This is a genomic window from Rhizobium sp. UGM030330-04, from assembly GCF_003208455.1.
Taxonomy (GTDB): domain Bacteria; phylum Pseudomonadota; class Alphaproteobacteria; order Rhizobiales; family Rhizobiaceae; genus Agrobacterium; species Agrobacterium rhizogenes_A.
This window is the reverse complement of sequence record NZ_QKML01000012.1, coordinates 155,446-180,678: the sequence shown is the minus strand read 5'-3', so window position 1 is coordinate 180,678 and position 25,233 is coordinate 155,446. Positions and strand designations below refer to the sequence as shown.

Genomic DNA, 25,233 nt, shown 5'->3' with positions numbered 1-25,233 from the left:
CGGTCCTGTTATCGTCGTCGCCCTAACGCCGCCTTCTCGGCGGCCGCGTTCCGGGCTTGGCGGCAGGACGTGACGTCCGCCGGCCTGCCTTGTGGAACGAGCGCGTGCCGACCGGCATCTTGCGCCCCGGGCTCAGCATATCGAAACGCAGCGCGCCCGCCAGTGGCACGGCTTCGGCAAGCCGTACCTGAACCGTGTCGCCAAGCTGATAACCGAGACCGGTCTTTTCCCCCGTAAGCGCCTGATGGGCTTCGTCATAGAGGAAATAGTCGGTTCCAAGCGTAGATATAGGAACAAAGCCGTCGGCGCCAAATTGCGGAAGCGCGACAAAAAGTCCCGCCTTGGTGACACCGGAAACACGGCCCTCGAATTCTTCACCCACCCGTTCGGAGAGATGATGCGCGATCAGCCGGTTGATGGTGTCGCGTTCGGCGGCCATGGCGCGGCGCTCGAAGGTGGAGATTTCGGCGGCGATATCGTCCAGCGTCGCCTCTTCCTGCGGCGTGATGCCGCCTTCACCGAGGCCGAGCGATCCCACCAGCGCGCGGTGCACGATCAGATCGGCATAACGGCGGATCGGTGAGGTGAAATGCGCGTATTTCATCAGGTTGAGGCCGAAATGCCCGATATTTTCCGGGCTGTAGATCGCCTGGCTCTGGCTGCGCAGCACCATCTCGTTGACCATGATCTGGTGCGGCGTGTCGAGCGCGCGGGCCAGGATGCCGTTGAAGGAATTTGCGCGCATGGCCGCACCCTTGGCCATGGATATGCCGATGGTGCCGAGGAATTCGCGCAGCACCTCCTGTTTGGAAAGCGTGGGCGCATCATGGACGCGATAGACCAGCGGCTGCTTCTTCTTTTCCAGCGTTTCAGCGGCGGCGACATTCGCCTGGATCATCATTTCCTCGATCAGCTTGTGCGCGTCGAGGCGTTCGGGAATGACGACCTTGTCCACCGTACCGTCTGGCCGAAGCAGGATCTTGCGCTCCGGCATGTCGAGTTCCAGCGGCTGGCGACGGTCGCGGCCGCGCTTCATCACGGCATAGGCGTGCCACAGCGGCTTCAGGATCGGTTCCAGCAATGGGCCGGTCTTGTCGTCGGGCCGCCCATCAATCGCAGCCTGCGCCTGCTGGTAGGAGAGCTTGGCCGCGCTCTTCATCATGATGCGATGGAAGGTGTGGCCGGCCTTGCGGCCTTCTTTCGAGAAGGTCATGCGCACGGCAAGGGCAGGGCGGTCGACGCCTTCCTTCAGCGAGCAGAGATCGTTGGAAATCCGCTCCGGCAGCATCGGCACGACGCGATCCGGGAAATAGACCGAATTGCCGCGCTTCAGCGCCTCGCGGTCGAGCGGCGAACCGGGCCGCACATACCAGGAGACATCGGCAATGGCGACGGTGACGATGACACCGTCAGGGTTGTCGGGCGAGGTGTCGGGTTCGGCATAGACCGCGTCGTCATGATCCTTGGCGTCGGCCGGATCGATGGTGATGAGCGGCAGGTCGCGCCAGTCCTCGCGGTGGGACATGGTCGCCGCCCTGGCGGCATCCGCCTCGGCCAGAACGCTCGAGGGGAAGATATGTGGAATGCCGTGGGAATGGATCGCGATCATCGAGATCGCCTTTTCCGAAGCGACGGAGCCGACGACCGACAGAACCTTGGCGCGCGTCAGCCCGTAACGGCCGCTGTTGCGTGAGGTTTCCACCTCGATCAGATCGCCGTCCTTCGCATCGCCGACGCCATCGGGGTCGATGACCATTTCCTCGCCGCGCCGGTCGATCGGCATCAGCCGCCCGCCACCGCCTGCCGTCTCCTTGAACACGCCGAGCAGCGCGTTCTGGCGGCGGTCGATCAGCTTGACGACGCGCGCCGTATAGGCCGGGCCGGTGCTTTCCTTGGAGGGAAAGATCTTTGCCAGAATACGGTCGCCAAGACCGGCTGCCGGGGCCTTCTTGCCGCGATCCTGCGACGACTGGCGGATGAGAACGGCCGGTGCCGCACCCATATCCTCCGGCCATTCGGCCGGGCGGCCGATCAACTCGCCATCCTTGTCGCGGGTGGTGATATCGAGAACCGTGACCGGCGGCAGGCCGCCCGGCCGCGTCAGCGACTTGCGGCTCTTCTGCACCATGCCGTCGGTTTCAAGTTCTTTCAGAAGCGCCTTGAGGACGACGCGGTTCTCACCCTTCAGCCCGAAAGCCTTGGCGATCTCACGCTTGGAGGCCTGCTGCGGGTGGTCTGCGATGAATTTCAGCAGCACGTCGCGAGAAGGCACCTCACCATGGATGATGCCTTCACCTTCGCTCACACGCTTGCCGCGCCCGGTGCGTCCGAAACCGTCGCTGGCGGAACCCTGTCTCTGACGCGGCGCCTTGCTCACTCTGCTGCCTTCTTGGGTTTGGCCGCTGCCTTCGGCTTGGCGGCCGCCTTGCTCTTCGTTGCGGCCTTGGCCTTTGTCGCCTTCGGCTTTGCGGCGTCGCCATCAGCCTTCTTGGCAGTGGTCTTCTTTGCCTTGGCAGGCTTGCCGCCGGTGCCGGTCTTGGCGATGCGCTCGGCGATCAGCACCAGCGCCTCGTCCAGCGTCACCGAAGTCGGATCCTGACCCTTGGGAATGGTGGCGTTGACCTTGGCCCAGTTGACGTAGGCGCCATAACGCCCGTCGCGAACGGTGATCGCGCCGCCATCGGGGTGGTCGCCCAGTTCCTTCAGGGCAGCCGGTGTGCCGCTGCGTCCGCGTCCGGGGCCCTTGCTCTGCTTCTCGGCAATGACGGTCACGGCACGGTTGAGGCCGATGGAAAACACATCCTCGATGCTTTCGAGGTTGGCATAGGAACCGTCATGCAAAAGGAACGGCCCGTAGCGGCCGAGACCGGCCGATATCATCTTGCCGGTTTCTGGATGCTTGCCGATATCACGCGGCAGGTTGATGAGCGCCAGCGCCTTCTCATGGTCGATATCTTCAGGCTTCCAGCCCTTGGGCAGGGAGGAGCGCTTGGCTTCCTTGCCATCGCCGCGCTGGATATAGGGCCCGAAACGGCCCGACCGCAGCGTCAGCTCCTCGCCGGTCATCGGATCGGCGCCGAGCGCCTTCGGCTCGTTCAGCGCCGCAGCTTCCGCTTCCGCACCGTCGGAAGTGAGCTGGCGGGTGTAGTTGCATTCCGGATAGTTGGAGCAACCGACGAAGGCGCCGTATTTGCCGAGCTTCAGCGAAAGATTGCCGGTGCCGCAAACCTGACAGATGCGCGGATCGGAACCGTCTTCGCGTTTCGGGAAGACCAGCGGTGCCAGAACCTCGTTCAGCGCATCCAGCACGTTGGTGACGCGCAGTTCCTTGGTGTCTTCGATCTGCGCGAAGAAATCCTTCCAGAAATCGCGCAGCACCTGCTTCCAGTCCAGTTCGCCGGCAGAGATGCGGTCGAGCTTTTCTTCGAGGGCGGCGGTGAAGTCGTATTCCACATATTTCGAAAAGAAGCTTTCGAGGAAAGCCGTCACCAGCCGGCCGCGCGAATGCGGCACCAGCTTGCGCTTGTCGATGACGATATATTCGCGGTCGCTCAGCGTCTTCAGTGTCGCCGCATAGGTGGAAGGACGGCCGATGCCGAGTTCTTCCATCTTCTTGATCAGCGAGGCTTCCGAATAGCGCGGTGGCGGTTCGGTGAAGTGCTGGCTGGCGTTGATCTTCTGCTTGGCGAGGTTTTCGCGCTCGTTGATCGGCGGCAGACGGCCTTCGTCATCACCGTCGTCGCTCTGTTCACCGTCTTCCTTCTGGTCGGTATAGGCGGCGATGAAACCGTCGAAGCGGATCACCGAACCGACGGCGCGCAGGCCCGCCTTTTCGCCGCCATTGCCGGCGAGGATTTCCACTGTGGTGCGCTCGATTTCGGCTGACGCCATCTGGCTGGCGATACCGCGCTTCCAGATCAGGTCGTAAAGGCGCAGCTGATCGGGATCGAGGAAACGCTTCACCTGATCCGGCGTGCGGTTGAAATCGGTCGGGCGGATCGCCTCGTGCGCTTCCTGTGCGTTCTTGGCCTTGGTGGAATAGAAACGTGCCTTTTCCGGCACGTAACGGTCACCGAACTGCTCGCCGATGGCCCGGCGTGCGGCGTCGATCGCCTCCGGCGCCATCTGGACGCCGTCGGTACGCATATAGGTGATCAGACCGACGGTCTCGCCGCCGATATCGATGCCTTCGTAAAGCTTCTGCGCCACCTGCATGGTGCGCGAGGCGGAAAAGCCCATGCGCGAGGAGGCCGCCTGCTGCAGCGTCGAGGTGGTGAAGGGCGGGCCGGGATTGCGCTTGACGGGTTTGGCCTCGACGGAATCCACCACATAGGTGGCGCCTTCCAGCAGCACCTTCAGCCGGTTCGCCTCTTCGCCGGTCTTGATCCCGCGGTTTTGCAATCGCTTGCCGTCGGCGGAAACCAGCTTCGCCTCGAACTCGTCACCGCGCGGTGTCTTGAACAGCGCGCTGATATTCCAGTATTCCTCGGAGACGAAACGCTCGATCTCGGATTCGCGGTCACAGACGAGGCGCAAGGCAACGGACTGTACGCGGCCGGCGGAACGCGCGCCCGGCAGCTTGCGCCACAGCACGGGCGACAGGTTGAAGCCGACGAGATAATCCAGCGCGCGGCGGGCGAGATAGGCATCCACCAGCGGCACGTCGATGTCGCGCGGGTTCGCCATGGCGTCCAGCACCGCCTTTTTGGTGATGGCGTTGAAGACCACGCGCTTCACCGGCTTGTCGCCGAGGACGCGCTTCTTCTTCAAAAGATCGAGAACGTGCCAGGAAATCGCCTCGCCTTCGCGATCAGGGTCGGTTGCGAGAATGAGGCCGTCGGAGGATTTCACCGCATCGGCAATATCCTTCATGCGCTTGGCGGAAGCGCTGTCGACCTCCCAGGACATTTCGAAATCCTGGTCGGGCAGCACCGATCCGTCCTTGGCAGGAAGGTCTCTGACGTGGCCAAAGGATGCAAGAACCTTGTAGCCGGAACCAAGATACTTGTTGATCGTCTTGGCTTTGGCAGGAGATTCTACGACGACGACATTCATATTGTTTTTCTCTGGAACTGGTCCGTTAACATAGCCGGATCACGGAGGATGGCCGCAACAAGGCTTCTTTATAATTCGACATGGACAGGTAATGCGCGCGGGTCAAGAGGCAAGCCCCATTTTATCGCTCCAAGGCGTATGCAACCTATGGATAATCTATTGTTGTATTGCAATCTTTGGTAAATTGGTTATGATGGGCAACATCATTTGAATCTACTTAATGCTCTTCGTTTCAGGCGGAATCTTTAGGATAAATATATGGTCCCGAACGCGACAAACAATAATGCCGACAATGAAGGGACCAGAGAGAGCTTGGCTTACATTCGCCAGATGCTGGCGGAGCTGCGGCAGGTCGCAAGCCGCGAGGGCGCCGACATGCTGTGTTATCTGATCGAGATGGCCTATGTCGAAGTCGGCGATATCCAGAGCGGACGGCGCAAGCTGTCAATCCGCGATGACGAGCGACACACGCCCCCCGGCATGCCGGTTTAGACGGCCGGCTATATCAAGCTCCAGCAAGACCAGATGAACGGTGGCCGCGGAAAAGCCCGTGTGGCGGATGACGTCGTCAATCTCGACGGGTGAGGGACCGAGAGCGGAAGCTATGACGCTACGCTCGTCATCTCCGGGCGGTGACATCTCGTTTTCGGATCGCGGTTCCTCGATCTTGCGGTCATAGGGCAATTGCGGCTCCATCAGCGGTCGCAGCGCTTCGAGAATATCGGCCGCGCCGGTGGTCAGCATCGCGCCTTCCTTGATCAGCCGGTTTGTTCCCTCGCAGCGCGGATCGAGCGGGGAACCGGGCACCGCAAAAACCAGCCGTCCCGCTTCGCCTGCAAGCCGCGCCGTGATCAGCGAGCCCGAGCGCTCCGCCGCTTCCACGATGACGACGCCAAGCGAGACGCCGGCGATCAGCCGGTTGCGGCGGGGAAAATCCCGGGCGCGGGGTTCCCAGCCGAACGGCATTTCGCTGATCGTCGCGCCGCCCTGATCGTATATGTCCTGCAATAGCCCGAAATTTTCCTGCGGGTAGGGCCGGTCGAGACCGCCCGCCAGCATCGCCACCGTACCGGTTGCAAGGCTTGCCCGGTGTGCGGCGGCGTCAATGCCGCGTGCCAGCCCGGAAGCGATCGTGTATCCAGCCCGGCCGCAGTCACGTGCCAGCATGGCGGCGAATTTCGCGCCGTTGATGGAGGCATTACGCGAGCCGACGATGCCGACGCAGGCTCTTGTTGCGGCATCGGCCGGTCCCTTCATGGCGATCAGCGGCGGCGCGCCATCCAGCTGCCGCAGGGCAGGTGGATAATCCGGTTCGCCGATGCCGACGAAACGCGCGCCGAATTTTTCGGCCTTTTCGATTTCACCTTCCGCCTCCGCCGGCGTGGCGATGCGCGGGCTGCGCGACGAGCCGCCGCGCCTTGACAGCTCGGGCAGGGCATCGAGCGCCTTTTCGGCGCTGCCGAAATGATTGATCAGTTCGCGAAAGGTGACGGGGCCGATATTGTCGCTGCGGATCAGCCGCAGCCATGCGACCCGCTGCCGCGCGGAAAGCTCTATGCCCTGCCGTTTCGTTTCCTCATGCGGCATGGCATATCCTCGATATGGGGTTTCAGCCCTTTTGACCGATCCTGCTTTCGGTGCCCGCCAGCAGGCGTGCGATGTTCTCGCGGTGTTTCCACCAGGAAATAACGCTGAGCAGCGTCACCAGCAGCGCCGTCTTTTCAGGTCCGAATATCCAGAGCGCCACGGGAATGACCAGCATGGCCAGCAATGCCGACAGCGAGGAATAGCGGGTGATGAACGCCGTTGCGAGCCAGATCAGCGCAAAGGCAAGCATCATCAGCGGTGCTGCACCCAGAAGTACGCCGATATAGGTCGCCACGCCCTTGCCGCCCTTGAAGCCGAGCCACACCGGAAACAGGTGGCCGAGGAAGGCGAAGAAACCGGCGACCAGCGAGGCTTCGTAACCCCAGAGCGCATTGGCAACCAGCACCGCCGCCGTGCCCTTCAGCGCGTCGAGCAGCAGGGTCGCGGCGGCGAGCTTCTTGTTGCCGGTGCGCAGCACGTTGGTGGCGCCGATATTGCCGGAGCCGATCTTGCGCACGTCGCCCAGCCCCGCCATGCGGGTGAGAATGAGGCCGAAGGGGATGGAACCGAGCAGATAGCCGATCAGCGCCGCAAGCGCGAGAAGGGCAGGCACCGTCTGCCAGTCAGTCAAAGCACTCATTCAGATGTCCCCTCTGTCGCGCCGTCAGCGTGATCTCTGTTGCTGATCTTATGCCAAGGAATGAACGGCTTTGCCAGCCACATAAGTGGCCACAGCGCGGCCGCTGAAACGGGCATCCTCGAATGGCGTATTCTTGGATTTCGACACCAGCTGGTCGCGTGCCACGAGCCAGGGCTCATCGAGATCGATCAGGGTGATATCGGCCTTCGCACCGACTTTAAGCGTTCCGGCGTCGAGACCGAAAATCTTCGCGGGGCGGGTGGAAAGCGCATCGATCAGCCGCATCAGCGGAACTTCACCGCTGTGGTGCAGGCGCAGGGCCGCCGCCAGCATGGTCTCCAGCCCCACCGCGCCGCTCGCCGCATCCGAAAACGGCAGGCGTTTGGTGTCGACATCCTGCGGGTCGTGCGAGGAGACAATGATGTCGATGGTGCCGTCCTTCAGCGCTTCCACCATGGCCTTGCGGTCGTCTTCGGCGCGCAGCGGCGGGGAAAGCTTGAAGAAGGTGCGGTATTCGCCGATATCGTTCTCGTTGAGCGTCAGATGATTGATCGAAATGCCACAGGTCGCTTTCACGCCCCGCTGCCGGGCAAGGCGGATCGCATCCGCCGATTCCGGTACGGAAATCTTGGCGGCGTGGTAGATCGCCTGTGTCAGCCCGGCAATGCGCAGGTCACGCTCCAGCGGAATGATCTCGGCTTCCTTCGGAACGCCTGACAGCCCGAGCCAGCTGGCAAAAAGCCCCTCGTTCATGTCACCGCCGCCGATATATTTGTCGCGGGTCTCGAGCGCGATGACAGCACCCAGTTCGCGCGCATAGGTCATGGCGCGACGCAGCACCAGCGTGTCGGAAAGCGCCTTGCGGCCATTGGTGAAGGCAACCGCGCCGGCTTCCTTCAGCATGCCGAATTCGGTCATTTCCTCGCCATTGAGGCCCTTGGTCAGGGCCGCTGCCGGGTGGACATTGACGATTGCCTTGTCCCGTGCCGTCTTCTTCACATATTCGACCAGCGCGATGTCATCGATGACGGGGTCGGTGTCCGGCATCACGATGATGCTGGTCACACCGCCGGCCGCTGCCGCGCGCGAGGCGGATTCGATGGTTTCGCGATGTTCCGCGCCCGGTTCACCCACGAAGACGCGGGCATCCACCAGACCGGGAACGGCCAGGAGCCCCTTGCAGTCGCGCACCGCCGCACCTTCCGGCGCACCCTGATTGTGCGCATCCTTGCCTGCCGCCAGAATGGTGCCATCGGCACCGATGACGATGCTGCCGGTCTCATCCAGATTGCGGGAGGGATCGACGATGCGGAGATTGTTGAGAACGGTCACGGCACTCATACGCGCTCACCCTGATTTTGCGAGACAAGCAGGGTTTCCATGACCGCCATGCGCACGGCAACCCCCATTTCCACCTGGCTTTCGATCACGCTCTGCGGACCGTCGGCCACGTCTGAGGCGATTTCCACGCCACGGTTCATCGGGCCGGGATGCATGACCAGCGCATCCTCTTTCGCCGCCTTCAGCTTTTCGGCGTCGAGACCGTAATAATGGAAATATTCGCGCACCGAAGGCACGAAGGAGCCGGACATGCGCTCGCGCTGCAGGCGCAGCATCATCACCACATCGGCGTTCTTCAACCCTTCCTTCATGTCGTGGAAGACTTCCACGCTCATGTCGCGAATGCCGGAGGGAAGAAGCGTGGCGGGGGCGACGACGCGAACGCGCGCGCCCATCTGGTTGAGCAGGATGATGTTGGAGCGGGCAACGCGTGAATGCAGCACGTCACCGCAGATCGCCACCGTGATGCCTGATAGCTCGCCCTTGGCACGGCGGATGGTCAGCGCATCGAGCAGCGCCTGTGTCGGGTGCTCGTGTTGGCCGTCGCCGGCATTGACCACGGAGCAGGCGACCTTTTGCGCGAGAAGCGCTGCCGCCCCTGCGGAGGAGTGGCGCACGACAAGCACGTCCGGGCGCATGGCGTTCAGCGTCATCGCCGTATCGATCAGCGTTTCGCCCTTCTTCACCGAGGAATTGCCGACCGACATGTTCATCACGTCGGCGCCGAGGCGTTTTCCGGCCAGCTCGAAGGAGGATTGCGTGCGCGTCGAGGCTTCGAAAAACAGGTTGATCTGAGTCAGACCCCGAAGCGTCGAGGTCTTTTTCTCGCGCTGGCGGCTGATTTTCACCGCCTCGTCGGCCTTGTCGAGAAGCAGGGTGATATCCTGATGGGAAAGCCCCTTGATGCCGAGGAGATGGCGATGGGGGAAGAAGACCATGCGGTTTGCCTCCTGACGGGCGCCGCATTTTCCCGTGAAAATGCCCGGAACGCCCGAATGCTGATCCGCGCGCTCCCTTTCGCTGTGAACACGCCTCAGGAGTGCGGCGGAATTCGGTCTTGCGCTCTATAGAGATTGCTTGCCTCATGGGCAAGCACTCGTCACCCCTCGAAATGAAAACATGGCGATGTTTCCTCGCTTGCTTTATATCAAGGCACGATGCTGCGGTATCGGCCAGTTTCGGGGTGGAACTCGCGGACAATCCCGGTCTGCGACGCAGGTGATCGGACGCATCGCGATGCACGCCTATTCTGTTTTTGCCCTTGCCGTTCTGGGTCTGCTTTTGACGCCCGGCCCGACCAACACGCTTCTTGCGCTTTCCGGTGCCGGGCGCGGCGTTCGCGCGTCGCTCCCGCTGATGCTGGGTGAAATCGCCGGCTATCTGCTGGTCATTCTCGCGCTTGTCGTGTTGTTTTCCGATTTTCTGAAGACACATGTGGGTCTCGCGCAGGCCATCAAGCTTTGCGCCGCGATCTGGGTCGCGTTTCTGGCGGTTCGGCTATGGACCCTGCCATCCTCCGCACCGGTCGGTGCGGCGATCACGCCTCGTCGGGTTTTCGTCACCACCTGCCTCAACCCCAAAGGTCTTATCGTCGGCCTTGTCCTGCTGCCACAGGCGCCGCTGCCCCGGATATGGCCGTATATCCTGCTGTTTTCTGCGCTGGTGGCTTTCGCAGCCCTTATGTGGCTGTGCGTCGGGGCGTTTCTCATCCGCCATGCGGATCGGTCTTCGCCACGCCTCGTGCGCGGCACCGCGTCGGGCTTCCTTCTGGTGCTGTCGCTCGGTCTTGCCGGAAACGTGTTTGGCATTCTTTAGGCTGGGCACCTAAATCAGGGCCACTCCCGAAAAATGCTGAAAGCGGCGGTTTAATCGTCCCGATCGCTTCCTGCGGGTGGAATTATGCAATATCACCCCACTATGCAATGCCAGTACAAAACAGCTAGAAGCAGCGGATGACCCAGAACTCCCGGACAGAAGAATCGCTCGCCGAACTGAACCAGCCAAGCCTCTGGTCCGGCATCAACGCCTATCGTTCCGATCCGCTGATCGTCGACCTCACCTCCGGCCTGTCGCGCAATCTGAGGGACGAGTTCGACCAGCTCGGCCGTTATGTCACCTCGCACGAGGCGCAGGAACTGGCACGCATGGCCAATCAGGGCGTGCCGCAGCTGCATACCCATGGCCCGCGCGGCGAACGTCTCGACCAGGTGGAGTTCCATCCCGCATGGCACGCGCTGATGCGCCGCTCCATGTCATCAGGCCTGCATTCCAGCGTCTGGGAAAATTCCCCTGATACGCGCGGCAATGAGCACAAGGCACGCGCCACGAAATTTTACCTGACCTCGCAGCTTGAAGCCGGGCATCTCTGCCCGCTGACCATGACCAGCGCCTCCGTTGCCGCCATCATGGCCTCGCCGCGCGTGCAGAAGGAGTGGGCGCCGAAGATCCTGTCGCGCAAATATGACAGCTCGCAGAAACCGGCCCTGCAGAAAACCGCCGTCACCATCGGCATGGGCATGACGGAAAAGCAGGGCGGCACGGATGTGCGCGCCAACCGCACCACCGCCGAGCGGGTGGGCGAGGGCATCTATCGCCTGTCCGGCCACAAATGGTTCCTCTCCGCGCCGATGAGCGACGGTTTCGTCATGCTTGCCCAGATGGGCGACGGCATGGGTTGCTTCCTGGTGCCACGTTATCTGGAGGACGGTTCGAAGAACGGCCTGCACTTCCAGCGCCTGAAGGACAAGCTCGGCAATCGCTCCAATGCGTCGGCCGAAGTCGAATTCACCGATGCCTTCGGATATCTGCTGGGTGATCCCGGCAGCGGTATCCGCACCATTCTCGACATGGTGACGTTGACGCGGCTCGATTGCGCGCTGGCATCGTCAGGCATGATGCGCGCTTCGCTTGCCGAAGCGGTGCATTACGCGCGCGGCCGTTCGGTTTTTGGCAAGATGCTGGTCACCCAGCCGATCATGACGCGGGTTCTCGCCGACATGGCGCTGGATGTGGCCGCGGCCACTGCGCTCTCCTTCCGGCTGGCGACGGCATTCGACGCCGCCCGCAACAATCCGGCCGAAGCCGCCTATGCGCGGGTGATGACGCCCATCGTGAAATACTGGTGCTGCAAGATCGCGCCGGCGCTTATCTATGAGGCGATGGAGTGCCTTGGCGGCAATGGTTACGTGGAAGAGCGGCCGATTGCCCGCCACTACCGCGAAGCGCCTGTTAACGCCATATGGGAAGGCTCCGGCAACGTCATGGCGCTGGATGTGCTGCGGGTTCTCCAGCGCGGCAAGGACCTGTTCGATCTCGTCTTCCAGACGCTGGAGCGCGATCTTGGGGCAGCGGGCAAGAAGACCACCGATGTGCTGCGCGCCGCGATCGCCCTTGCCGAACGTGATGAGGGGGCGGCCCGCCTGCTGGTGGAGCAGTTCGCGCTTGCGGCCGCTGCCGCCGAGCTTTGCCGCCTCGGCGCCGGCAAAATCGCCGATGCCTTCCTCGAAACCCGTCTCGCGGGCGGTTGGCGGCACACTTACGGCATGCTCGATTCCCGTTTCGATCCGACGTATATAATCGATCTCCTTTATCCGCCCGCGTCCTGAGCAGCGACGTGGAGGTGAAGGTGTTGCAGTCCCGGCGGGAGGGGTCTCGGATTTGAAAAACAGCAATGGCGTTAGGCGTGTTCCGATCTGTCGTGACACTTTCGCGTGTCGATGCGGGGCAAGGGAAGGTGGCTGCCAATGTTGATCTTCCGTTCCGCCCGCGCCGAGGATGAAGAAGCGCTCTACGCCATAAGTCTTGCCACCGGCGATGCCGGGCAGGATGCCACCCCGCTTTACAACGATGGTCGCATGGTCGGGCATATCTACGCCGTGCCCTATCTGCATCTGTGGCCCGATGCCGTTTTTGTGGCCGAGGACGAGGACGGTGTGTGCGGCTATATCGTCGGCGCGCTTGATACGGCACGGCATGAGGAGCGGCTGGAGCGGGAATGGTGGCCGCACCTGCGCTCTCTTTACCCCGACCCCGGCGGTGACCAGCAGACGTGGGACGCCGACCAGCGCCGCGCGCATTTCATCCATCATCCGCGCCGCACACCGGTATGGCTCACCGATCCGTTCCCGGCCCATATCCACATGAACCTCCTGCCGCGCACGCAAGGGAAGGGCGGCGGCACCCGGCTTCTGTCGCGCTGGCTGGATATGGCAAGGCAGAACAACGTCTACGGCATCCATCTCGGCGCCAGCGAGCGCAACCATGCGGGCATGCGCTTCTGGGAAACCCGCGGGTTCAAACGCCTTGAAAGCCACGAAACGCCTGGCAGTGTCTGGTTCGGCATGGCGCTGGAGTAATTCAGATTCTGATGACCCGCGCTGCCCCCGCCGCCAGAAGCGGTGCAAAGGCAGTGCGGATGTCTTCAAGAAATGTCTCGCTGAAACGCCCGATGGGCTGTTGAAGAGCGTTGAAGTGGTAGGATCGTTCGATCACGTCGTAATTGCATTCGCTGACGGTGATCCAGCCGCGATCATAGCCGGTTAATTTTGCGCGCCGAAGCTCGAGTTTCGGTATTTCGATTGCCCGCTGCTGGCTGTCCTGCGACGGTTTCGATGAAATGGGCAGCAGCAATATATGTGACAAGCCCTGCGCGTCCGTAATCGTCAGGATCATGCAGACGGGGCGATCTTTTTCCCCATGGTCACGCGTTGGATTAGCGGCAGACTGCCATCGCCACAAATAGGGATAGGAAACGATATCACCGCGTCTGAACTTGGACATTATCTGTCCTGCTCATCGCGGGATGTCCGATATTCTTCGGAGTCTTTCTCCAGTTGGGTGTTGAACATGGCGGCCAATTCATCGGGCATTTCACCAGCAGCGTAAGACCTGCGCGGATCGTCGCTTCCCAGCATTTTTTCGAAAAGTTCGACCGGCATCACCACGACAGAAGGTCGCCCATGCTTCGTCAGCAAAATGGGCGATTTCTGCGCTTCGTCATGGTAGCGACCGAAATGTCGCATAAACTCCGCGGTGGAAATAGATTTTCTTTTCATGAGGACTCCTAAAATCTGTATTTCCTGAATAATACAGAAAATACAGAAAATTTAAAGCCGTCGATTTTGGCCTGGCGGCCGGCTCATCCACAAAAACCTTCCGCCCATCCGCTCCGCCACATTGTTCTTGCCTTCATGCTTTGTTAACCCCTGTGGTCAGGCCTTTCAGAAAACGGGTAGGGAATCATGCTGGCGACCGCAGAGGCGATTTCAGCCGACAGACCGGAAAAGCGCATCAAGGATCGCGCTCAGACCGAAAAGGCGATTTTTAACGCGGCGCGGTCGCTGCTTGCCGAAGAGGGATTTCAGGGCTTTGGCATCAATGCCGTTGCCCGCCGCGCCGGCTGCGACAAGCAGCTGATCTATCGTTATTTCGGCGGCCTTGACGGTCTGATCGAGGCGATCGGCGAGGACCTCGGCTCGTGGGTGAAGGATCGCATTCCGGAAGATACCGGCGGCATGTTCCTTTTGACTTATGGCGACCTCATGGAAAAGCTGGCGCTTTATTTCATGGATGCGCTGCGCAGCGATCCTCTCGTCTGCAAGATCATCGCCTGGGAAGTGTCTGATGGTTCACCGCAGGTGCGCCAGCTGGCCGAGGCCCGCGCCAAGTCGCTGGGCAAGTGGCTGGAGCGCATGCGTGGTTCGCTCGCGGCTCCCAAGGGTGTGGACACTGCCGCCGTCAACGCCGTGTTGTTCGCGGCCATCCAGCACCTCGTCATTTCCGCTGCCACCAGCGGCCAGTTCGCTGGCGTGCCTCTGAAATCCGAGCGGGACTGGGAGAAGATCACCACTGCCGTCAAAAGGCTGGTACGCGGCGTTTACGGCTGAAACCGCTGCCGGGTTGGGGGAGATCGCAATCCCGCGCGAGCGCCGTATTAAAGAAAAATCAGCCATGTTTTCACCGGCCCGGCAACCACCCGGCAGGTCCGTCCGTTCACGCCTCCACATTGTTTTCCACATGTCACCCGCCCGCCGTTAACCATAATGGCAGCTTTCATTTGCGTCGCCACGGCTGCGGGTCCAGTGTGGGTTAACGAAATGTTAACCATGCGCAATGACTGCGCATAAGGGAGCCGCAAGTGAGCCGCTGGACAGCCTTGGGCGTCATGATGACGTTTTTTGTGTTGCTGCCGTTGGATATCGACGCGCCGGCGCTGAACCTCTGCCTGATGGCTGCGGTGCGCTGGGCGGTGCTTGCCGGCCTTCCCGATACGTTTTTTGCGCGGGGGCAGGCGGCATGAAGTGGTTTCTGATCCTGTGGGCCGGCCCCGTCGCACTGCTGGGCAGCTGGTACTGGCTGTCCTATTACGACATGAGCTTCGGCTTTTACATGCTGACGCGCCAGACACATGATCTGGTGTTCGAAATTTACGGCAATATTCTCGGCCTGCCGCCGGAAAGCCTGCCGCCGCTGGTGGCGCGCGCCATCGCGGTCGATAGTCTGATTGTCTTTGCGATTGTCGCCTTCCGCAGGAGAAAGCAGATTGCCGCCTGGTGGCGGGGCCGTCAGTCGGCCGCGCGGGCGAGTGCGGAAAGCCTGTCCAGCGCCCCCTGAAGAATAAAGCTCGCGGCAGCCGAATCGATGCGTTCGGCCCGCTTGGCGCGCGAAACATCCATTTCCAGCAGCGCGCGCTCTGCGGCGACCGTGGAAAGCCGCTCATCCCAGAAAATGAAGGGCAGGGCGGTTTTTTCGCCCATGGTGCGCACGAAGGCGCGTGTTGCCTGTACGCGTGGCCCGGCTGATCCATCCATGTTCATCGGCAGGCCGATGATGAAGGCGCAAACCTTTTCCTTTTCGGCGAAGGCCAGCAGCACTTCCGCATCCTGCGTGAATTTCACCCGTTTGATGACGGGACGCGGCGTTGCGAAACGCCGCGACAGGTCCGACATGGCAAGCCCGATGGTCTTTGTGCCAAGGTCGAGGCCGGCAATCGCCTGTGCGGGCTGAAGGGTTTCCGCCAGTTCCTCGATGGTGAGTATTGCCATGTCGCGTGCTGTCCTTATCGCTTGCGGACGAATTCGGTGCGCAGCACCAGACCCTTCACCGCATCATGCCTGCAATCGATCTCTTCCGGATTGTCGGTCAGGCGGATCGACTTGATGACGGTGCCCTGCTTGATGACCGTATTGGTGCCCTTGACCTTCAAATCCTTGATCAGCGTCACCTGATCGCCATCCGCCAGCACGTTGCCGGCGGCGTCGCGCACCTCATTCGCACGCGCCGCTTCCGCAGCCAGTTCGGAAGCCGGTCGCCATTCGCCGGTCGCCTCGTCATATACGTACTCGTCATCATTTGCGGCCATGGTCGCCTCTCTTAAATATTGGTAGTGCGGTTGTTCAGGCCGTCCTATGTCATAATATACCGGCAATACAAAGGAGAACTTCCCATGAAAATCACCTGGCTCGGCCATTCCGCCTTCCGCCTTGAAAACGGTAGCGCGAAGATCCTTATCGATCCGTTCTTCACCGGCAACCCCGGTTTTGCCGGTCAGGACGGGAAATCGGCGGCCGAGGGCATTACCCATATTCTCCTGACCCACGGCCATGGCGACCATGTCGGCGATACCGTTCAGCTAGCCCGCGAGACGGGCGCCACCGTGCTGGCGAACGCCGATCTTGCCGCATGGCTTTCCGCAAAGGGTGTTTCGAAGGTCGATATGGGAAATACCGGCGGCACGGTGCATTTCGACGGTTTTTCCGTCACCTTCACCAATGCGCTGCATTCCTCCGCCCAGATCACCGAGGATGGCGTCTCCCATTCGCTTGGCAATGCCAATGGCCTGATGCTGCATTTCGAGGACGGTCCGGCCGTCTATCACATGGGCGATACCGATATCTTCTCCGACATGAAGCTCATCAATGAATTGCACCAGCCGGATATCGGCCTCGTGCCGATCGGCGACCGCTTCACCATGGGTGGCGCGGTGGCGGCGCTTGCCTGCCAGCGCTTCTTCAAGTTCGAGCATGTGCTCCCCTGCCACTACGGTTCCTTCCCGATCATCGACCAGACACCGGAGAAATTCGTGGCCGGCATGGAAGGGGCGCAGACGCGTGTTTACACGCCGAAGGCAGGCGATACGCTGTCCTTCTGATATTTCGCCTGTGCATGTCGCGACTGCAAAACCGCCATACAGTTTGACACGACATGCTTTCTACCGTTGCGAAGGACGGACATGGTCATTATAGCGGGTAGGAAAATTCTGACCGGAGTAGAACCATGTCCGTCGATCTCGCCACCGTAAAGCGCGTTGCGCGCCTTGCCCGTATCGCTGTCAGCGAAGAAGAAGCACAGAATATGCTCGGCCAGCTGAACGGCATACTCGGTTTCGTGGAGCAGCTTTCGGAAGTGAATGTCGACGGCGTCGAGCCGATGACATCGGTGACCCCGGTGGACATGAAAAAACGCGCCGACGTGGTGACCGACGGCAACAAGGCGGAAGACATTGTCGCCAATGCGCCTGCGACCGACCGGGACTTCTTCATGGTCCCGAAAGTGGTCGAATAAGCGACCGCCTCTGCCGCCCGTTTTTTCCAAGATTTCGAAAGCCGTTGCCGACCATGACCGACCTGACGAGCCTGACCATTGCCGAAGCCCGCGAAAAGCTGAAGGCCAAAGAATTTTCCGCCCTCGAGCTGACCGACGCCTATCTCTCCGCCATCGATGCGGCCAACGGCGCGCTGAACGCCTATGTGGCGACGACGCCTGAAAAGGCGCGCGACATGGCAAAAGCCTCCGACGAACGCATCGCCGCCGGCAAGGCTGGCGAACTGGAAGGCGTTCCGCTTGGCGTGAAGGACCTGTTCGCCACCCGCGACGTGCACACGCAGGCGTGTTCGCATGTTCTCGATGGCTTCAAGCCGAAATATGAATCCACGGTCACCCAGAATCTCTGGGATCAGGGCGCCGTCATGCTCGGCAAGCTCAACATGGACGAATTCGCCATGGGCTCGTCCAATGAAAGCTCCTGGTATGGCCCGGCGATCAACCCGTGGCGCGCCAATGGTTCTGACCGGAAGCTGGTGCCCGGCGGTTCTTCGGGCGGTTCGGCCGCAGCCGTCGCCGCGCATCTGTGCGCCGGCGCCACCGCGACCGATACTGGCGGCTCCATCCGCCAGCCGGCGGCCTTCACCGGCACCGTCGGCATCAAGCCAACCTATGGCCGCTGCTCGCGCTTCGGCATCGTCGCTTATGCCTCTTCGCTCGACCAGGCAGGCCCGATTGCCCGTGACGTGCGTGATGCCGCGATCCTGCTGAAGACCATGGCAAGCGTCGACGCCAAGGATACGACCTCCGTCGACCTGCCGGTGCCGGATTATGAAAAGGCCATCGGCCAGTCGCTCAAGGGTCTGAAGATCGGTATTCCGAAGGAGTATCGCGTCGACGGCATGCCGGAAGAGATCGAAAAGCTCTGGGCCAAGGGCGTGGAATGGCTACGCGATGCCGGTGCCGAGGTGGTCGATATTTCGCTGCCGCACACCAAATACGCGCTGCCCGCCTATTACATCGTCGCGCCGGCGGAGGCTTCGTCCAACCTTGCCCGTTATGACGGCGTCCGCTACGGCCTGCGCGTCGACGGCAAGGACATTGCCGACATGTACGAAAAGAGCCGCGCCGCCGGTTTTGGCAAGGAAGTGCAGCGCCGTATCATGGTCGGCACCTATGTGCTTTCGGCAGGTTATTACGACGCCTATTACCTGAAGGCGCAGAAGGTCCGCACCCTTATCAAGCGCGACTTCGAAAACGTCTTCCACGAAGGTGTCGACGCCATTCTGGCCCCGATCACGCCGTCTTCCGCCTTCGCTGTGGGTGACGAGGAACTCGCCTCCGATCCGGTGAAGATGTACCTGCAGGACGTCTTCACCATCACCGTCAACATGGCCGGTCTTCCGGGCCTTTCGGTGCCGGCCGGTCTTGACGGCAAGGGCCTGCCGCTCGGCCTGCAGCTCATCGGCAAGCCTTTCGAGGAAGAAACGCTGTTCAAGACGGCACACGCCATCGAGCAGGCAGCGGGCAAGTTCACCCCCGCCAAGTGGTGGTGAGCAGCCTCAAGCTCAGACAGATGAACAAAGCCGACCGCGACGCGGTCGGCTTTGTCGGTTTTGCCGCATGGCGTTCCGGTGAAGCCTTCGACGACAGCTATCTCGATCCTGCCGTCATCGAGCGGGTGAGGGGCGAATTCGAGAATTTCGCCAAGTCTCCGACCGGTGATATCGCCATTGCCGAAATCGATGGTGTTGTCGTCGGCTGGGGCGCTTGCGACGCCGCGCCTCATCATATTTCCGATCTCTGGGTGGACCCGAACTGGCAGGGCAGGGGGATCGGCAAAGCCCTGATCCTTCATTTTCTCGACAGGATGCGCGCGCAAGGCCTGCCGTTTGCCACCATCGATACCCATGCCGGAAACCAGGCCGCCATCGGTCTTTACGAGCGTTGCGGTTTTCAGATCGTCTGGCGCGGCATGGAATGGTCCGACATCATGAAGGTCGAGCTTGAAAAGGTGAAGCTGGAGCGCAGGCTCACGCCATAATCCGGTTGACTAGGCTGCATTCGCCGGTTTGTATCGTGACGGGCGGCGGCGAGTGGGCCGCCGCCCCTTTTTGTTATCGATTGTCCAGCTCACCCCGCACGAGTTCCAGACCGCGCATGGTGATGCGGTAGGGTTTGCCGCCGGAAGAGGCGATGGCTCTTTTCCGTTTCAGCTTGCGGAAGGTGAGGAGATCGAGACCGCTGAAAATCCAGCCGTCGCGCGTATAAAGCGCGAGTTTTTCGATTTTGCGGGCGTCGTCTCGAACGAGTTCAATTCTGCCGCCCTGGGCGAGCAGATGTAGAATGCGCTGTTCGGCGCGGGAAATGTCCATTTTTTGGAAGTCCGGTCGGCGTCATATGGACGCGTGAAAGCAAATCCGGGTGCCGCTAAGGCAGCCGGCTCGGTTTCAGCATGGCCCGGCGCGCAATAAATTTGCGGGCAGGGCCTTTACCGGGACTCCGATTGAGCGAACATAAAAACTCCGTTCTTGCCGGTTCTGGTTAGCGGGCAAGACCGTCACGGTCAAGTCTGCTGCGCGCCCGGTAAAACCACACTGGCCGAATCGCGCCGCCGGTGTTCTACTTTCCGTGGCCATGGAGGGCGCGGCTTGATCGTCATTCGCAATGCGCATGAGCAGGAAGCGGAGGTTCTGGCGGCCATCGGCCTCAGGGCATGGCGACAGGCCACGATTGCGCTCGGCATAACCGCGACGCTTTACGACAACGCAGCCAGCGCCTTTTCCAATTTCACGCGTTCCTCATGGCTCGCCATCCGCGTGGCGGAACTGGGCGGCACGGTTGCGGGATGGGCGGCGCGGGAACATTTCGACGACCGGATTTCCGATTTCTGGGTCGATCCGGATTTTCAGCGCCGGCGTGTCGGCACCCTGCTGCTTGCGGATATGGAACGGCTGATACGGGACAAGGGTTTTGACGCCATCCGGCTTGAAACCCATGCGCAGAACGAACCGGCCGTCGCGTTTTTTCGGCACCACGACTACAATGTCCGCTGGCTCTCGGTTTCCTACGCGCCGAAGCTCGACCGCGATGTTCAGTCGGTCGGCCTGCAGAAGCAACTGGTCGAAGCCGATAGCGGCCTTTACGGCACGGAATTCTGAGCGAAAGACATCAACCGCATCGGCCAGTCCGGCATGATCGCTAGGGATGCGACAAGGCCTGCCTGCAAGATCACGATGGATAGCAGGATGCTGCGGAATGGTTCCTTGCGCGTTTTGTGCCTGAGAAGATGCTGCGCCGAGATTGCTCCCACGCTGCCACCCAGGAAGGCCAGCCACAACAGGGTGCTTTCACGAATACGCCAGCCGCCATTCCTCGCCGCCTGCTTGTCCCACCAATAGACGAGAAAGACGAAAAGATTGAAGGCGATATAGATCAGGAAACAGAGAGCAATCGTTGTCATGACGTGAATTGAAATCGAGAAGCGTAAAAAACCCGTGTCCGGCGTGGCTGAAAACCCGGTGCGTCGTGTCACAGGGCGCAACATGTCTTGCGCCCGCGCGCCATATGTTCTACCCACCAGAGCCAAAGAACCCGTATATCGTGAGCTTCAGATGACCCTTGTAGACGTGCGCACCCCTGATCCGAAACGCTTCATTCCCGGCGCCACCGGCGATTGGGAAATCGTGATCGGCATGGAGGTCCATGCGCAGGTTCTCTCCAATTCCAAGCTGTTTTCCGGCGCATCCACCACCTTCGGCAATGCGCCGAACGCCAACGTGTCGCTGGTGGACGCCGCCATGCCCGGCATGCTCCCCGTCATCAACGAGGAATGCGTCAAGCAGGCGGTGCGCACCGGTCTCGGCCTGAAGGCGAAGATCAACAACCGTTCGATCTTCGACCGCAAGAACTATTTCTATCCGGATCTGCCGCAGGGCTACCAGATTTCGCAGTTCAAGGACCCTATCGTCGGCGAGGGTACCATCACCATTTCGCTCGGCCCGGACCGTCAGGGCAATTTCGAGGATATCGAGATCGGCATCGAGCGCCTGCATCTGGAGCAGGACGCCGGCAAATCCATGCACGACCAGCATCCGACCATGTCCTTCGTGGACCTGAACCGTTCGGGCGTGGCGCTGATGGAAATCGTCTCCAAGCCGGACATGCGTTCGTCGGATGAGGCCAAGGCCTATCTGACCAAGCTGCGCTCCATCGTGCGTTATCTCGGTACCTGCGACGGCAACATGGACGAAGGCTCGATGCGCGCCGACGTCAACGTTTCCGTGCGTCGTCCGGGCGAAGGTTTCGGCACGCGCTGCGAGATCAAGAACGTCAACTCCATCCGCTTCGTCGGTCAGGCCATCGAATATGAAGCGCGCCGCCAGATCGCCATTCTGGAAGATGGCGGGGCCATTGATCAGGAAACCCGTCTGTTCGATCCCGGCAAGGGTGAGACGCGCTCCATGCGCTCCAAGGAAGACGCGCATGACTATCGTTATTTCCCCGATCCGGATTTGCTGCCGCTCGAATTCGACGATGCTTTCGTGGAAGCGCTGAAGGTCGATCTGCCGGAACTGCCTGACGACAAGAAGGCCCGTTTCGTCGCCGATCTTGGCCTGTCGGTCTATGACGCCTCGATCCTCGTGTCGGAAAAGGCGATTGCCGACTATTACGAAGCCGTTGCCGCCGGCCGCGATGCGAAGGCCGCCGCCAACTGGGTCATCAATGATCTGCTCGGCGCGCTCAACAAATCCGGCAAGGATATCGAGACGACGCCGGTTTCCCCGGAACAGCTCGGCGGAATCATCGATCTCATCAAGGCGGAAACCATTTCCGGCAAGATCGCCAAGGACCTGTTCGAGATCGTCTGGAACGAGGGCGGTAATCCGGCCGAGATCGTTGAGGCTCGCGGCATGAAGCAGGTGACGGACACCGGCGCCATCGAAAAGGCCGTGGACGAGATCATTGCCGCAAACCCCGATCAGGTCGAGAAGGTCAAGGCGAAGCCGACGCTTGCCGGCTGGTTCGTCGGTCAGGTCATGAAGGCGACGGGCGGCAAGGCCAACCCGCAGGCGGTGCAGGCGCTGGTGAAGGCCAAGCTCGGTATCGAAGAAGAGTAAACACCTCTCCTCCGTCATCCTCGGGCTTGACCCGAGGATCTAACGACCCACTACGTCAAACGTGTTTAGATCCTCGGGACAAGCCCGAGGATGACGGCGAGTGCGGGGGGGCTGATATCGTTTTGCCGGGATCAATACCCGGCATTTCTGTTTTTAGACGGAGTCCAGACATGTTTTTCATCCGCACAGCCAGTCTGCGTGACATCGAGCCGGTCAGGGCCTTGCTCGCTGAAACCTGGCATGCCACCTATGACGCGATCTACGGCGTCGACAAGGTGAACCAGTTGATTGCGGCATGGCATTCGCCGCAGGCCATGAAAGACCGCGTTGAGAAAAAGGGCGGCGAGTTTCTGGTGGCTGATGACGGCAAGCGCATCGGCGGCATGGCCTATGGTTCGATGTCCGCCAAGATGGCGAAGACGGCCCTGCTGCACCAGCTTTATGTGGCCCCGGAATTTCAGCGTCAGGGTGTCGGGCGTGATCTCTTCGCCGAACTCGAAACCTGCTTTCCGGATGCGGAAATCATGCGTCTTGAGGTCGAGCCTAAAAATACTGTCGCAATCGCCTTTTATGAAGGCGTCGGATTTGTCGAGGTGGACCGAATCGAGCGCATGGCGGGCATCGAGGATCTGCCCGGCATCGTTATGGAAAAGAGCCTGACCCGATGAATGCGACATTGCAGAAGCTGATAATCCGCACGGCGCGCGAAGACGATCTTCCGGCGCTCGCCGCCATTTTTGCCGCTGACGAGATTGGCGGTCACGGTGACACCACCGACGAATCGGCGCAGCCCGATTATCTCGCGGCCTTCCGCGCCATCGAGGCATCGCCGAGCGAAACGCTTTATGTGGCGGAACTGGATGGCGAAGTGGTCGGCACCTTCCAGACCGCCATCCTGACCAAGCTCGTCGGACGGGGGGCAAAGTCGATGGTGATCGAGGCGGTGCAGACCCGCGCCGACATGCGCGGTCGTGGCATCGGCGCGGTGATGATCAATCATTGCCTCGAAGAGGCCCGCCGCCAGGGTCTGAATGCCGCGCAGCTCACCTCCAACATGGCCCGGCTGGACGCGCACCGCTTCTATGAGCGACTGGGTTTCGAGAAGCGGCATTTAGGCTTCAGGATGAAGCTGAAATAGCGCCGATATATCTCGAAATGCTGGACAATTGCCGTGAGGGGCGGCATAAGCATGTCTTGTGCCGTGCACGGAAAATCGCTGCGGCGCATTCAAGCCCGAGGAACGCATAATGAAGACTCTCCTGACGCAAATCTTCACCTGGTGGAACGGCCAGACGATCGGAACGCGGTTTCACACCTGGCGCTTCGGCAAGAAGGTAGGACAGGACGAGCTGGGCAACACCTATTATGAAGGCGGCACCACCTCCTGGGGCATGCCGCGCCGCTGGGTAATCTACAACGGTTACGCTGAAGCGTCGGCCATTCCGCCCGGCTGGCATGGCTGGATGCACTACCGCACCGACGTGCCGCCGAGCCAGGAAAGCTATGTGGCGCGCGACTGGCAGAAACCGCACCAGCCGAACCTCACCGGTTCGTCCAAGGCCTATCGTCCTCAGGGGTCGCTGGCCGTGGCCGGCGAGCGCCCGCGCGTGACAGGCGATTACGACGCCTGGACCCCCGGCAACTAAGCTCTTGTGATGCGCGGTGTTGTGCAAAACACCGCGCTTGCATCCGGCCTCACCGGTTTTTGCCACATTCCGCCCTTAGGCGTTGATCCGGTCGGCGTCGCGACACAGGCAAACTTTGGAGACACATCGTATGAGGAAATTCACGCGGGATCGTTCTTTGCGTGCGCTGACAGTGTCGCTGTTTGCGGCGGTCTCTGCTGTCCTCCTCGTGTCACCCGTCTCTGCCGCCCGTCTGGAAAACCGTGTTGCGGTGTTTTCCGGCATCGACAAGATCACCGGCCGCATCACCTCCTTCGATGTTTATATCGATGAGACGGTGCAGTTCGGCGCGTTGCAGGTGACACCGAAGGTCTGTTATTCCCGCGACCAGACGGAAACCCAGAAGATCGACGCTTTTGTCGAGGTCGATGAAATCACGCTCGACCGCAAGATCAAGCGGATTTTCACAGGTTGGATGTTCGCCGATAGCCCCGGCCTCAACGCCGTGGAGCACCCGATCTACGACGTGTGGCTGACGGGCTGCAAGCAGGACTCGGACGTTCCTGCTCCCTCTACGGCAAGCAATTGAGCTGGAGCGTTTCCAGTAAAGGTGCGTAGCGGTTTTACGTCCTGAAAATGCGGAAAACAAAAGGATAGTGCACGTCCGACGATTGCGTTTGGATTGGACCTGCTCTGACGTGAATTTTCAGAATTGCAGGCTTGGCCGATTGACGGCGAGGTCGAGCATTTTCGCATAGTCCTGCTTCGGCACGTCTATGGCGCCGAATGTTTTCAGATGCTCGGTGGTGAATTGGGTGTCGAGCAGCACGAAACCCTGCGCCCTCAGCCTTTCCACCAGATGTACGAGGCAAATCTTGGACGCATTGGTGCGGCGGGAAAACATGCTTTCGCCAAAGAAGGCGGCACCCAGCGAGACACCGTAGAGCCCGCCGACAAGTTCCTTGCCTTCCCATGCCTCGACGCTGTGGGCATGGCCGATCTGGTGCAATTCGGTATAAAGCCTGCGAATGGTGGCGTTGATCCAGGTGCTCGGCCTGTCCGGTGCCTCCGCCGCACATCCGGCCATGACAGCTTCGAAGGCGGTGTTGAAGCGTATGTCGAAGGGCTTCCTGCGCATCGCCTTGGCGAGACTTCTGGAAACGTGAAAATCGTCAAGCGGGATGATCCCCCGAATTTCCGGCTCGACCCAGAAGAGCTCCGGATCGTCTGCCGAATCGGCCATGGGGAACAGGCCGGCGGAATAGGCGCGCAGCAGGATATCGACCGTTATGCCGTTATTTCTGCTGCGCCGCCCAACCATATC

30 protein-coding genes are annotated in these 25,233 nt (G+C 60.9%); 17 read left to right on the top strand and 13 right to left on the bottom strand.

The features are described 5' to 3' along the window. Positions 1 to 22: 22 nt before the first annotated feature. Both rnr and topA read right to left on the bottom strand, forming a co-directional pair. Entirely contained in the window at positions 23 to 2,377 is a 2,355-nt protein-coding gene (gene rnr, locus N434_RS18915) for a ribonuclease R (RefSeq protein ID WP_110759867.1), read from the bottom strand. Beyond that, positions 2,374 to 5,055: a type I DNA topoisomerase gene (topA, locus tag N434_RS18910; RefSeq protein WP_110759866.1), complete on the bottom strand. Its 2,682-nt coding sequence runs from the start codon at positions 5,053 to 5,055 to the stop codon at positions 2,374 to 2,376. The genes rnr and topA overlap by 4 nt, the downstream gene beginning before the upstream one ends. 258 nt (positions 5,056 to 5,313) lie before the next feature. On the opposite strand from topA, the gene N434_RS18905 reads away from it, so the two are divergent. Beyond that, a complete protein-coding gene (locus tag N434_RS18905) occupies positions 5,314 to 5,547 on the top strand; it encodes a hypothetical protein (protein WP_065115454.1) in 234 nt (77 codons plus the stop codon). Here the strand turns inward: N434_RS18905 and dprA are convergent. The 4 genes from dprA to N434_RS18885 are packed head-to-tail and all read right to left on the bottom strand — an operon-like array spanning position 5,500 to position 9,561. Next, a complete protein-coding gene (gene dprA / locus N434_RS18900; protein ID WP_110759864.1) occupies positions 5,500 to 6,642 on the bottom strand; it encodes a DNA-processing protein DprA in 1,143 nt (380 codons plus the stop codon). The genes N434_RS18905 and dprA overlap by 48 nt on opposite strands. A 22-nt stretch (positions 6,643 to 6,664) precedes the next feature. Continuing rightward, positions 6,665 to 7,282, bottom strand: coding sequence for a glycerol-3-phosphate 1-O-acyltransferase PlsY (gene plsY / locus N434_RS18895; RefSeq protein WP_181424015.1), 618 nt, complete (start codon positions 7,280 to 7,282; stop codon positions 6,665 to 6,667). 48 nt (positions 7,283 to 7,330) lie between these two features. Further along, positions 7,331 to 8,623: a dihydroorotase gene (locus N434_RS18890; RefSeq protein ID WP_110759863.1), complete on the bottom strand. Its 1,293-nt coding sequence runs from the start codon at positions 8,621 to 8,623 to the stop codon at positions 7,331 to 7,333. Next, a complete protein-coding gene (locus tag N434_RS18885) occupies positions 8,620 to 9,561 on the bottom strand; it encodes an aspartate carbamoyltransferase catalytic subunit (RefSeq protein ID WP_003521487.1) in 942 nt (313 codons plus the stop codon). Before N434_RS18885 ends, N434_RS18890 begins: the two co-directional genes overlap by 4 nt. A 298-nt stretch (positions 9,562 to 9,859) precedes the next feature. On the opposite strand from N434_RS18885, the gene N434_RS18880 reads away from it, so the two are divergent. The 3 genes from N434_RS18880 (at position 9,860) to N434_RS18870 (ending at position 12,978) form a co-directional block, all read left to right on the top strand. Continuing rightward, positions 9,860 to 10,438, top strand: a complete 579-nt coding sequence (locus N434_RS18880; RefSeq protein ID WP_286172343.1) for a LysE family translocator — start codon at positions 9,860 to 9,862, stop codon at positions 10,436 to 10,438. A 137-nt stretch (positions 10,439 to 10,575) separates the two neighbouring features. Then, the gene (locus tag N434_RS18875; RefSeq protein ID WP_065115458.1) at positions 10,576 to 12,228 is read left to right on the top strand and encodes an acyl-CoA dehydrogenase family protein; all 1,653 of its coding nucleotides are present in this window, start codon (positions 10,576 to 10,578) and stop codon (positions 12,226 to 12,228) included. Positions 12,229 to 12,366: 138 nt separating this feature from the next. Further along, complete coding sequence (locus tag N434_RS18870; protein WP_110759893.1) at positions 12,367 to 12,978, top strand: GNAT family N-acetyltransferase; 612 nt, start codon at positions 12,367 to 12,369, stop codon at positions 12,976 to 12,978. 1 nt (position 12,979) lies between these two features. Here N434_RS18870 and N434_RS18865 read toward each other — a convergent pair whose 3' ends face one another. Beyond that, positions 12,980 to 13,402: a hypothetical protein gene (locus N434_RS18865; protein WP_110759861.1), complete on the bottom strand. Its 423-nt coding sequence runs from the start codon at positions 13,400 to 13,402 to the stop codon at positions 12,980 to 12,982. Further along, positions 13,402 to 13,677, bottom strand: coding sequence for a type II toxin-antitoxin system Phd/YefM family antitoxin (locus N434_RS18860; protein ID WP_077767625.1), 276 nt, complete (start codon positions 13,675 to 13,677; stop codon positions 13,402 to 13,404). Before N434_RS18860 ends, N434_RS18865 begins: the two co-directional genes overlap by 1 nt. A 186-nt stretch (positions 13,678 to 13,863) precedes the next feature. On the opposite strand from N434_RS18860, the gene N434_RS18855 reads away from it, so the two are divergent. From N434_RS18855 to N434_RS18850, 3 genes are all read left to right on the top strand, one after another. Further along, entirely contained in the window at positions 13,864 to 14,508 is a 645-nt protein-coding gene (locus N434_RS18855) for a TetR/AcrR family transcriptional regulator (protein WP_110759859.1), read from the top strand. A gap of 251 nt (positions 14,509 to 14,759) precedes the next feature. Then, positions 14,760 to 14,921, top strand: coding sequence for a hypothetical protein (locus N434_RS25820; protein ID WP_161490904.1), 162 nt, complete (start codon positions 14,760 to 14,762; stop codon positions 14,919 to 14,921). Next, a complete protein-coding gene (locus tag N434_RS18850; protein WP_110759857.1) occupies positions 14,918 to 15,235 on the top strand; it encodes a DUF6105 family protein in 318 nt (105 codons plus the stop codon). Before N434_RS25820 ends, N434_RS18850 begins: the two co-directional genes overlap by 4 nt. Here the strand turns inward: N434_RS18850 and ruvX are convergent. Continuing rightward, positions 15,187 to 15,666: a Holliday junction resolvase RuvX gene (gene ruvX / locus N434_RS18845; protein WP_110759855.1), complete on the bottom strand. Its 480-nt coding sequence runs from the start codon at positions 15,664 to 15,666 to the stop codon at positions 15,187 to 15,189. The two genes, N434_RS18850 and ruvX, sit on opposite strands and share 49 nt — an antisense overlap. 14 nt (positions 15,667 to 15,680) lie before the next feature. Continuing rightward, a complete protein-coding gene (locus N434_RS18840) occupies positions 15,681 to 15,983 on the bottom strand; it encodes an alkylphosphonate utilization protein (RefSeq protein WP_065115465.1) in 303 nt (100 codons plus the stop codon). An 84-nt stretch (positions 15,984 to 16,067) separates the two neighbouring features. Here N434_RS18840 and N434_RS18835 point away from each other — a divergent pair, with 84 nt between their 5' ends. The 4 genes from N434_RS18835 (at position 16,068) to N434_RS18820 (ending at position 19,208) form a co-directional block, all read left to right on the top strand. Further along, on the top strand, positions 16,068 to 16,772 hold the full coding sequence (locus tag N434_RS18835) for a metal-dependent hydrolase (RefSeq protein WP_110759853.1): 705 nt from the start codon (positions 16,068 to 16,070) through the stop codon (positions 16,770 to 16,772). Positions 16,773 to 16,897: 125 nt separating this feature from the next. Then, positions 16,898 to 17,185, top strand: a complete 288-nt coding sequence (gene gatC / locus N434_RS18830; protein ID WP_003521472.1) for an Asp-tRNA(Asn)/Glu-tRNA(Gln) amidotransferase subunit GatC — start codon at positions 16,898 to 16,900, stop codon at positions 17,183 to 17,185. Positions 17,186 to 17,238: 53 nt separating this feature from the next. After that, a complete protein-coding gene (gene gatA, locus N434_RS18825; RefSeq protein ID WP_110759852.1) occupies positions 17,239 to 18,720 on the top strand; it encodes an Asp-tRNA(Asn)/Glu-tRNA(Gln) amidotransferase subunit GatA in 1,482 nt (493 codons plus the stop codon). Next, the gene (locus N434_RS18820; RefSeq protein WP_286172342.1) at positions 18,711 to 19,208 is read left to right on the top strand and encodes a GNAT family N-acetyltransferase; all 498 of its coding nucleotides are present in this window, start codon (positions 18,711 to 18,713) and stop codon (positions 19,206 to 19,208) included. The genes gatA and N434_RS18820 overlap by 10 nt, the downstream gene beginning before the upstream one ends. A 73-nt stretch (positions 19,209 to 19,281) precedes the next feature. Here the strand turns inward: N434_RS18820 and N434_RS18815 are convergent, their stop codons facing one another. After that, entirely contained in the window at positions 19,282 to 19,539 is a 258-nt protein-coding gene (locus N434_RS18815; protein ID WP_065116195.1) for a YjhX family toxin, read from the bottom strand. A gap of 276 nt (positions 19,540 to 19,815) precedes the next feature. On the opposite strand from N434_RS18815, the gene N434_RS18810 reads away from it, so the two are divergent. After that, on the top strand, positions 19,816 to 20,325 hold the full coding sequence (locus N434_RS18810) for a GNAT family N-acetyltransferase (RefSeq protein ID WP_110759850.1): 510 nt from the start codon (positions 19,816 to 19,818) through the stop codon (positions 20,323 to 20,325). On the opposite strand, the gene N434_RS18805 is transcribed toward N434_RS18810, so the two are convergent. Further along, positions 20,307 to 20,627, bottom strand: coding sequence for a DUF1294 domain-containing protein (locus tag N434_RS18805; protein ID WP_110759849.1), 321 nt, complete (start codon positions 20,625 to 20,627; stop codon positions 20,307 to 20,309). The genes N434_RS18810 and N434_RS18805 overlap by 19 nt on opposite strands. Positions 20,628 to 20,778: 151 nt before the next feature. On the opposite strand from N434_RS18805, the gene gatB reads away from it, so the two are divergent. The 5 genes from gatB (at position 20,779) to N434_RS18780 (ending at position 24,498) form a co-directional block, all read left to right on the top strand. Further along, complete coding sequence (gatB, locus tag N434_RS18800) at positions 20,779 to 22,284, top strand: Asp-tRNA(Asn)/Glu-tRNA(Gln) amidotransferase subunit GatB (RefSeq protein WP_065115470.1); 1,506 nt, start codon at positions 20,779 to 20,781, stop codon at positions 22,282 to 22,284. Positions 22,285 to 22,454: 170 nt separating this feature from the next. Then, complete coding sequence (locus N434_RS18795) at positions 22,455 to 22,952, top strand: GNAT family N-acetyltransferase (protein WP_110759848.1); 498 nt, start codon at positions 22,455 to 22,457, stop codon at positions 22,950 to 22,952. Next, positions 22,949 to 23,422, top strand: a complete 474-nt coding sequence (locus tag N434_RS18790) for a GNAT family N-acetyltransferase (RefSeq protein ID WP_065115472.1) — start codon at positions 22,949 to 22,951, stop codon at positions 23,420 to 23,422. Before N434_RS18795 ends, N434_RS18790 begins: the two co-directional genes overlap by 4 nt. A gap of 109 nt (positions 23,423 to 23,531) precedes the next feature. Next, on the top strand, positions 23,532 to 23,930 hold the full coding sequence (locus N434_RS18785; RefSeq protein ID WP_003521463.1) for an NADH:ubiquinone oxidoreductase subunit NDUFA12: 399 nt from the start codon (positions 23,532 to 23,534) through the stop codon (positions 23,928 to 23,930). 130 nt (positions 23,931 to 24,060) lie between these two features. Then, positions 24,061 to 24,498, top strand: coding sequence for a DUF2155 domain-containing protein (locus N434_RS18780; protein ID WP_065115473.1), 438 nt, complete (start codon positions 24,061 to 24,063; stop codon positions 24,496 to 24,498). 117 nt (positions 24,499 to 24,615) lie between these two features. Here N434_RS18780 and aat read toward each other — a convergent pair whose 3' ends face one another. After that, a complete protein-coding gene (gene aat / locus N434_RS18775) occupies positions 24,616 to 25,230 on the bottom strand; it encodes a leucyl/phenylalanyl-tRNA--protein transferase (protein ID WP_065115474.1) in 615 nt (204 codons plus the stop codon). Between the last annotated feature and the right edge of the window lie 3 nt (positions 25,231 to 25,233).